Origin of the sequence: Streptomyces sp. NPDC028722, assembly GCF_040637655.1 — a bacterium.
GTDB lineage: Bacteria > Actinomycetota > Actinomycetes > Streptomycetales > Streptomycetaceae > Streptomyces.
Map to the genome: position 1 here is coordinate 603,026 of NZ_JBEZWU010000001.1, position 6,761 is coordinate 609,786.

At 71.9% G+C, this 6,761-nt stretch carries 7 protein-coding genes; 3 read left to right on the forward strand and 4 right to left on the reverse strand.

Annotated elements, in window-relative coordinates:
• Positions 1-14: 14 nt before the first annotated feature.
• Complete coding sequence (locus AB0F03_RS02665) at positions 15-1,466, forward strand: MFS transporter (protein WP_361985765.1); 1,452 nt, start codon at positions 15-17, stop codon at positions 1,464-1,466.
• A gap of 105 nt (positions 1,467-1,571) precedes the next feature.
• On the opposite strand, the gene AB0F03_RS02670 is transcribed toward AB0F03_RS02665, so the two are convergent.
• Complete coding sequence (locus tag AB0F03_RS02670) at positions 1,572-2,051, reverse strand: OsmC family protein (RefSeq protein WP_361985768.1); 480 nt, start codon at positions 2,049-2,051, stop codon at positions 1,572-1,574.
• A 161-nt stretch (positions 2,052-2,212) separates the two neighbouring features.
• Here AB0F03_RS02670 and AB0F03_RS02675 point away from each other — a divergent pair, with 161 nt between their 5' ends.
• On the forward strand, positions 2,213-2,884 hold the full coding sequence (locus tag AB0F03_RS02675) for a hypothetical protein (protein WP_361985771.1): 672 nt from the start codon (positions 2,213-2,215) through the stop codon (positions 2,882-2,884).
• A 93-nt stretch (positions 2,885-2,977) separates the two neighbouring features.
• Here AB0F03_RS02675 and AB0F03_RS02680 read toward each other — a convergent pair whose 3' ends face one another.
• A complete protein-coding gene (locus tag AB0F03_RS02680; protein WP_361985774.1) occupies positions 2,978-3,577 on the reverse strand; it encodes a TetR/AcrR family transcriptional regulator in 600 nt (199 codons plus the stop codon).
• Positions 3,578-3,603: 26 nt separating this feature from the next.
• On the reverse strand, positions 3,604-4,614 hold the full coding sequence (locus AB0F03_RS02685) for an aldo/keto reductase (protein WP_361985777.1): 1,011 nt from the start codon (positions 4,612-4,614) through the stop codon (positions 3,604-3,606).
• Between the two features lie 253 nt (positions 4,615-4,867).
• On the opposite strand from AB0F03_RS02685, the gene AB0F03_RS02690 reads away from it, so the two are divergent.
• Positions 4,868-5,938, forward strand: coding sequence for a chitinase (locus AB0F03_RS02690; protein WP_361985780.1), 1,071 nt, complete (start codon positions 4,868-4,870; stop codon positions 5,936-5,938).
• Between the two features lie 50 nt (positions 5,939-5,988).
• On the opposite strand, the gene AB0F03_RS02695 is transcribed toward AB0F03_RS02690, so the two are convergent.
• A complete protein-coding gene (locus AB0F03_RS02695) occupies positions 5,989-6,558 on the reverse strand; it encodes a TetR family transcriptional regulator (RefSeq protein WP_361985783.1) in 570 nt (189 codons plus the stop codon).
• Positions 6,559-6,761 lie beyond the last annotated feature (203 nt).

Genomic DNA, 6,761 nt, shown 5'->3' on the forward strand with positions numbered 1-6,761 from the left:
GTACGATGGAGCGCATGCCCGAGCTGAGCCATCGCCGACGTCTGCTCGTGCTCGCGATCTGCTGCATGAGCCTGCTGATCGTGAGCCTCGACAACACCGCGCTGAACGTGGCGCTGCCCTCCATGCAGCGCGATCTGCACGCCGCCACGTCCGGTCTCCAGTGGACGATCGACGCGTACACGCTCGTCCTGGCCTCCCTGCTCATGCTCGCCGGCTCCACCGCCGACCGCATCGGCCGCAAACGCGTCTTCATGGCCGGCCTGGTGGTGTTCTCCATCGGCTCGCTGCTCTGCTCCCTCGCCCCGAACCTGGAACTCCTCATCGTGTTCCGCATGGTCCAGGCGGTGGGCGGCTCGATGCTCAACCCGGTCGCCATGTCGATCATCACCAACACCTTCACCGACGCCCGGGAACGCGCCCGCGCGATCGGCGTGTGGGGCGCCGTGGTCGGCATCTCCATGGCGGCCGGCCCACTGGTCGGCGGCCTGCTGGTGCAGTCGGTGAGCTGGCGCGCGATCTTCTGGGTCAACCTCCCCGTCGGCCTCGCCGCCCTCCTGCTCACCCTCCGCTTCGTCCCCGAGTCCCGCGCGCCCAGGGCCCGCCGCCCCGACCCGGTCGGCCAGCTGCTGGTGATCGCCCTGTTCGGCTCGCTGACGTACGCGATCATCGAGGCGCCGGACGCGGGCGCCGGCACGGTGGTGCCGTTCGCCGTGATCGCCGTGGCGGCCCTGCTGGCCCTGCTCAGGTACGAGCCCCGGCGCGACGAACCCCTCATCGACCTGCGCTTCTTCCGCTCGGCGCCGTTCAGCGGGGCCACCGTGATAGCGATCAGCGCGTTCGCGGCCCTGGGCGGCTTCCTGTTCCTGTCCACCCTGTACCTCCAGAACGTCCACGGCCTGGACGCGCTGCACGCCGGCCTGTGGATGCTCCCGATGGCCGTGCCGACGTTCCTGTGCGCGCCCCTGTCCGGCCGCCTGGTCGGCAGCCGCGGCCCCCGCCTGCCCCTCCTGGTGGCCGGTACGGCGATGACCGCGAGCGCCGTCCTGTTCGCCGCGTTCGACGCGCAGACCACCGACGCCACCCGCCTGGCCGGCTACGTCCTCTTCGGCATCGGCTTCGGCTTCGTGAACGCGCCCATCACCAACACGGCCGTCTCGGGCATGCCCCGGGCGCAGGCCGGTGTCGCCGCGGCCGTCGCCTCCACCAGCCGGCAGCTGGGCCAGACGCTCGGCGTCGCGGTGATCGGCGCGGTCCTGGCGTCCGGCATCGGCTCGTCGTCGTACCGGCACACGTTCGTCTCCGCGGCCCGCCCCGGCTGGTGGATTCTCGCCGGCTGCGGCCTGGCCGTCCTGGTCCTCGGCCTGCTGACCAGCGGCCGGTGGGCCCGCCGCACCGCCGAACGCACGGCCGGCGACCTGGAGCCGGCGGAAGCACGCGAGCCGGTGGGAGTTCCGGGCCGAGCCTGAGCCCCGGCCCGGCTCCGGCTCCGGCTCCGGCTCCGGTGCTTCGTGGACGGAGTCGCGGCCGGTCCACTCCTGCGGGTCGTGCGCCGCGGGCTGCCGGAATGTTCCTCAGCTCTCCTGGACACGCATGACGGGGCTGTGGGTGATGGGGAAGTTCACCGAGCGGGCGATGAAGCACACGGCGGGTACGTCGCCGTGCAGCGAGCGGGCCTTCTCCACCATCGACGCGTCGGCGACCGTCACCTCGGGACGCAGGACGACCTCCGTGATCCGGCCCCCACCGCCGCTCTCGTCCATGGTCATGACCCCGTGGGCGTGATCCTCGTAGTCGGTCACGGTGACTCCGCCGACAGCGCACAGGTGGAGGTACCAGAGCATGTGGCACTGCGCGACGGAGGCCACGAGCAGTTCCTCGGGGTTCCACCGCGCGGGGTCCCCGCGGAACGCGGGATCCGAGGAGGCGGCGATCCCGGCCTTGCCGTCCGCCAGCACCTCGTGATCCCGGCTGAAGGACCGGTAACCGTCCGTCCCCGCCCCGAGGTTGCCCGTCCACTCGACCGTCACGTCGTAGGTATGCGTCGCCGTCATGGGGCCAGAGCCTAGAAGGTGCCCGGCCGCCACAGCCACCGGTGGTGACTGCCGGCAGTGGGCTGGTACGTCCGTCGACGCGGACAGGCATGTCCTCTCGGAGTGTCCCCCTACGCTGTGGCCCACGAAGGAACGCCGCCGTCACGGCCAGGGGGAACCTCATGGAGCAGCTTCGGGAACTTGTCGTCCGCCACGGGGATTGCGCACAGGAGCCCGTGCGCTTCCGTCCAGGGACGTGGCGCTCACGGTTGGAGCCGCACGGGGCGGAACACGTGCTCGACATCGGCGTCAGGGCTGAAGGCAGGCCGAGCGGTGACCGTCTCGTCGGCCGCGGCGACCTGGCTCTCCTCCGTGACCGCGTCGGAGACGACGATCCCGACGGCCTGCGCGACCTGTTCGTGGCCGTCATGATCTGGGGTTCGGGCACCACCAACGGACGCGGGCCGCGGTACACCGAAGCGGCCCTGTGCGACCCGCGCCTGCCCACCGTCCTGCGGACCACGCGCGAAACGGTCCGGAGGGGCGACCTGAGCAGGGCCTACCGGCAGTTCGTGATCAGGGGAGTGGGGCGGTCCTTCTTCACCAAGTGGTTCGCGGCCGTGGACGACCGCGACGCCACGTGTGACCGGGCCCTGATCCTCGACGACCGGGTCTTTCGTTCGCTGAACGCCCTCGGGTGGTCCAGTTGGCAGGCGGCCGGCACTCACCACTGGCCCACCCGCTACGCCACCTACGTCAGCTCCGTGCACGGCTGGGCCGCGTCCCTGGGAGTCACGGCGGGTCGGCTGGAGTGGCTTCTCTTTCATCTGAACGGTCGGGTGGACGAGCAATGAGCTCGTGAAGCCGCGACCCGGCGACCGAAGGTCCTGCGCACCAGCTCTGCGAACGGCGAGCTGCGCCGGCGTGACGGCTCACCTTCTGCCGGGTCACCGCGTGCCGGGTGTCGACAGGCCGCGTACCAGCAGGTTCACCACGGCCTGGAACTCCTCCTCGGCGCCGGGGCGCCGCCACTCCCCCGCGTGGCAGGGGTCGTGGAAGCGGCTGGTGGCCTGGAAGACGGCGCGGGCCGCGGCGGCCGGGTCGGGCACCCAGAAGACGTCCGACGCGGTCCCGGCGGTGATGATCCCGGTCAGCTGGGCGGTCAGATCGGCTATGTGCTGCCCGACCACCGTCCCGTTCTCCGTCGCCAGCACCCCGTACGTCGCGAACAGTTCGGGATCGTCGTGCGCCTTGCGGCGTTTGGCGTCGAACAGTTCCGTGAGCCAGGCGCGCAGCCGCGCCTCCGGGTCGCGGTCCTCGGCGGCGGTGCCGGCGAGCGACCGGCACGTACGGTCCAGCCACCGCTTCGTGACCGCTTCGCGCAGCGCCGCCTTGGTCCGGAAGTGCCGGTAGACGCTGCCGTGGCTGACGCCGAGCGCGCGGGCCACGTCGACCACGGTGGCCTTGGCCGGGCCGTGCCGGCGCAGCACCTCCTCGGTCGCCTCGAGGATGCGCTCGGCGGTCAGGATCTCGCTGGTCGGTGGCATGCTCTAGACCGTACCCGCCGGGGGATTCAGCGCTCGCTGTCGAGGTGTGCCATCTGCGCGGCCGGGTAGCGCTCGCCGGCCGCCGCGTCCGCCGGGATCGCCTCCTCGATGGCCGCGAGGTCGGCCGCGTCCAGGGCGACGTCGAGGGCGCCCAGGGATTCGGTCAGCCGCTCGCGGGTGCGGGCACCGATCAGCGGCACGATGTCCTCGCCGCGGGAGAGGACCCAGGCGATGGCGATCTGCGCGACGGTGGCGTCCTTCCGCCCGGCGATCTCACGGAGGGCGTCGACCAGGTCGAGGTTGTGCCGGAGGTTGTCGCCCTGGAAGCGGGGCGCGTGGGCGCGGAAGTCGTTCGCGGCCAGCTGCCGGTCGCGGGAGAAGTGGCCGGAGATGAGTCCGCGGGAGAGCACGCCGTACGCGGTGATGCCGATGCCCAGTTCGCGGGTGGTGGCCAGGATGTCCTGCTCGATGCCGCGCGACAGGAGCGAGTACTCGATCTGGAGGTCGGCGATCGGGGCGGTGGCGGCGGCCCGCCGGACGGTCTCGGCGCCGACCTCGCTGAGGCCGACGTGCCGGACGTACCCCTTCTCGATCAGTTCGGCGATGGCGCCGACGGTCTCCTCGATCGGCACGTCCGGGTCGAGGCGGGCGATGCGGTAGACGTCGATGTGGTCGACGCCCAGGCGCTGGAGGGAGTAGGCGGCGAAGTTGCGGACGGCGGCGGGGCGGCCGTCGTAGCCGCTCCAGTTGCCGTCCGGGTCGCGCAGGGCGCCGAACTTCACGCTGACCAGGGCCTGTTCGCGGCGGGCCGGCGGGGCTGTGCGCAGCGCCTCGCCGACGAGCATCTCGTTGTGGCCCATGGCGTAGAAGTCGCCGGTGTCGAGCAGGGTGACGCCCGCTTCCAGTGCGGCGTGGACGGTCGCGACGGACTCCGCGCGGTCGGCGTCGCCGTAGAGCGCGGACATGCCCATGCAGCCCAGGCCGAGGGCGGAGGCCTGGGGACCGGTGGTGCCGAGGTTTCGGGTTCGCAGCGTCATGCCGCCACCTTGCCATGACAAATGACAGATTTCAATTTCTGTCATCTGTTACTTGTTGTCAGGTGTCAGCCGTCGCGCCATCGCCCTTCCGGCTCCCTCTCCCCTCAGGCATCTGGTCCAGACCTCTTGACGAAAGGTCTGGACCAGACGCACTGTCGTAACCCCCGACTGTCATGCCTACGACATTCCGCCGCACCCCCACCGCACCCCCACCGCACCGCACCACCTCACCGCACCCCACCGGGAGGACCGCATGCTCCGCCGCACGTTGCGCCTGCTCACCGCCGCCGTCACCACGGCCGTCCTGGCTCCGCTCGCCGCCGCCACCGCGCCGGCCGCCTCCGCCGCCCCCACCACCGCCACCGCCGACACCTGCGCGGTGAAGTCGCGGCCGGCGGGCAAGGTGCTCCAGGGCTACTGGGAGAACTGGGACGGCGCCGCCAACGGCGTCCACCCGCCCTTCGGCTGGACCCCGATCACCGACTCCCGCATCCCCGCCCACGGCTACAACGTGATCAACGCGGCCTTCCCGGTGATCCGTTCGGACGGCACGGCCCTGTGGGAGGACGGCATGGACTCCGGCGTGAAGGTGGCCACGCCCGCCGAGATGTGCCAGGCGAAGGCGTCCGGGCAGACGATCCTGCTCTCCATCGGCGGCGCGGCGGCCGGCATCGACCTGTCGTCCTCGACGGTCGCCGACCGCTTCGTGTCGACCGTCGTGCCGATCCTGAAGAAGTACAACTTCGACGGCATCGACATCGACATCGAGACGGGCCTCACGGGCAGCGGGAACATCGGGCAGCTCTCCGCCTCCCAGGCGAACCTGATCCGCATCATCGACGGCATCCTCGCCCAGATGCCGTCCAACTTCGGCCTGACCATGGCCCCGGAGACCGCGTACGTCACCGGCGGCAGCATCACCTACGGCTCGATCTGGGGCGCGTACCTGCCGGTCATCAAGAAGTACGCGGACAACGGCCGCCTGTGGTGGCTGAACATGCAGTACTACAACGGCAGCATGTACGGCTGCTCCGGCGACTCCTACTCGGCGGGCACGGTGCAGGGCTTCACCGCGCAGACCGACTGCCTGAACAAGGGCCTGGTGGTGCAGGGCACGACGATCAGGGTGCCCTACGACAAGCAGGTCCCGGGGCTGCCCGCCCAGTCCGGCGCGGGCGGCGGCTACATGTCCCCCTCCCTGGTCTCCCAGGCGTGGAAGCACTACGGCACCTCGCTCAAGGGCCTGATGACGTGGTCGCTCAACTGGGACGGGTCGAAGAACTGGACGTTCGGTGACAACGTCAAGGCGCTCCAGGGCCGTTGACCCGACCGTTCGGCCGCCGTCACCGGCTCCCGGTGCCGGCGGCCGGCGCGTCACCGCTCCCGCGGTTCCGCCAGCGCTTTGAGGGCCGGCCGGAGCAGCGCGGCCGTGCGGTCGGCCGGGGCGTCCTTCAGCGGGGGCAGGCCGAGGAACTGCCGGCCGACGGTGACGCCCAGCAGGGTCGTGACGACCAGCGCGGCACGCAGCTCGGGGTCCGCGCCCGCGGGCAGGGCGGCGGCGACGGTGTCGATCTGCCGGCCGAGGGTGTCACGGACCTGGTCGGCGGCTGCCGGGTCGGTGAGCATGGACCGCATCATCGCCACCGCGCCCTCGGGGAGGCCGCCGAGTCCGGGGCCGACCGTGGCCAGCAGCTGTTCGACGAGCGCGTCGGTGCCGGCGGCCGCCGGCAGCGCGGGGAGCGTCTGCGCGACCCGGGTGAACAGCTCGCGCTTCGAGCCGAAGTACTGCATGACCAGAGCCGGGTCGACACCCGCCGCGGTCGCCACCGCGCGGATGGTGGTGCGGTCGAACCCCTTCTCGGCGAACAGCTCCCGCGCGCCGTCGAGGATGCGCGCCTCGGTGGCGCGGCGGCGGTCGCCGCGGGGCCGGTGAGGGCTGGACACGCCTTCACTCTACGATCGTTGACCGGACGTCGCCCGGTGGCCGGGTGTGGCCCCCGCGCGGACCCGGACAGCGGACCCGCCGGACGGCCTGAGCAGCGCAGAGGCCCGCCCCTCCGCCCGGGTTCGGGCGGAGGGGCGGGCCGGGGTGGCCGGTTCGGCCGGGGTCAGCAGCCCAGCAGGCGGCTGGCCAGGTAGCCCTCGAA

Coding starts and splice junctions, on each gene's coding strand:
- AB0F03_RS02665 (WP_361985765.1), top strand. CDS start 15: ATGCCCGAGCTGAGCCATCGCCGACGTCTGCTCGTGCTCGCGATCTGC.
- AB0F03_RS02690 (WP_361985780.1), top strand. CDS start 4,868: ATGCTCCGCCGCACGTTGCGCCTGCTCACCGCCGCCGTCACCACGGCC.
- AB0F03_RS02685 (WP_361985777.1), bottom strand. CDS start 4,614: ATGACGCTGCGAACCCGAAACCTCGGCACCACCGGTCCCCAGGCCTCC.
- AB0F03_RS02680 (WP_361985774.1), bottom strand. CDS start 3,577: ATGCCACCGACCAGCGAGATCCTGACCGCCGAGCGCATCCTCGAGGCG.
- AB0F03_RS02670 (WP_361985768.1), bottom strand. CDS start 2,051: ATGACGGCGACGCATACCTACGACGTGACGGTCGAGTGGACGGGCAAC.
- AB0F03_RS02675 (WP_361985771.1), top strand. CDS start 2,213: ATGGAGCAGCTTCGGGAACTTGTCGTCCGCCACGGGGATTGCGCACAG.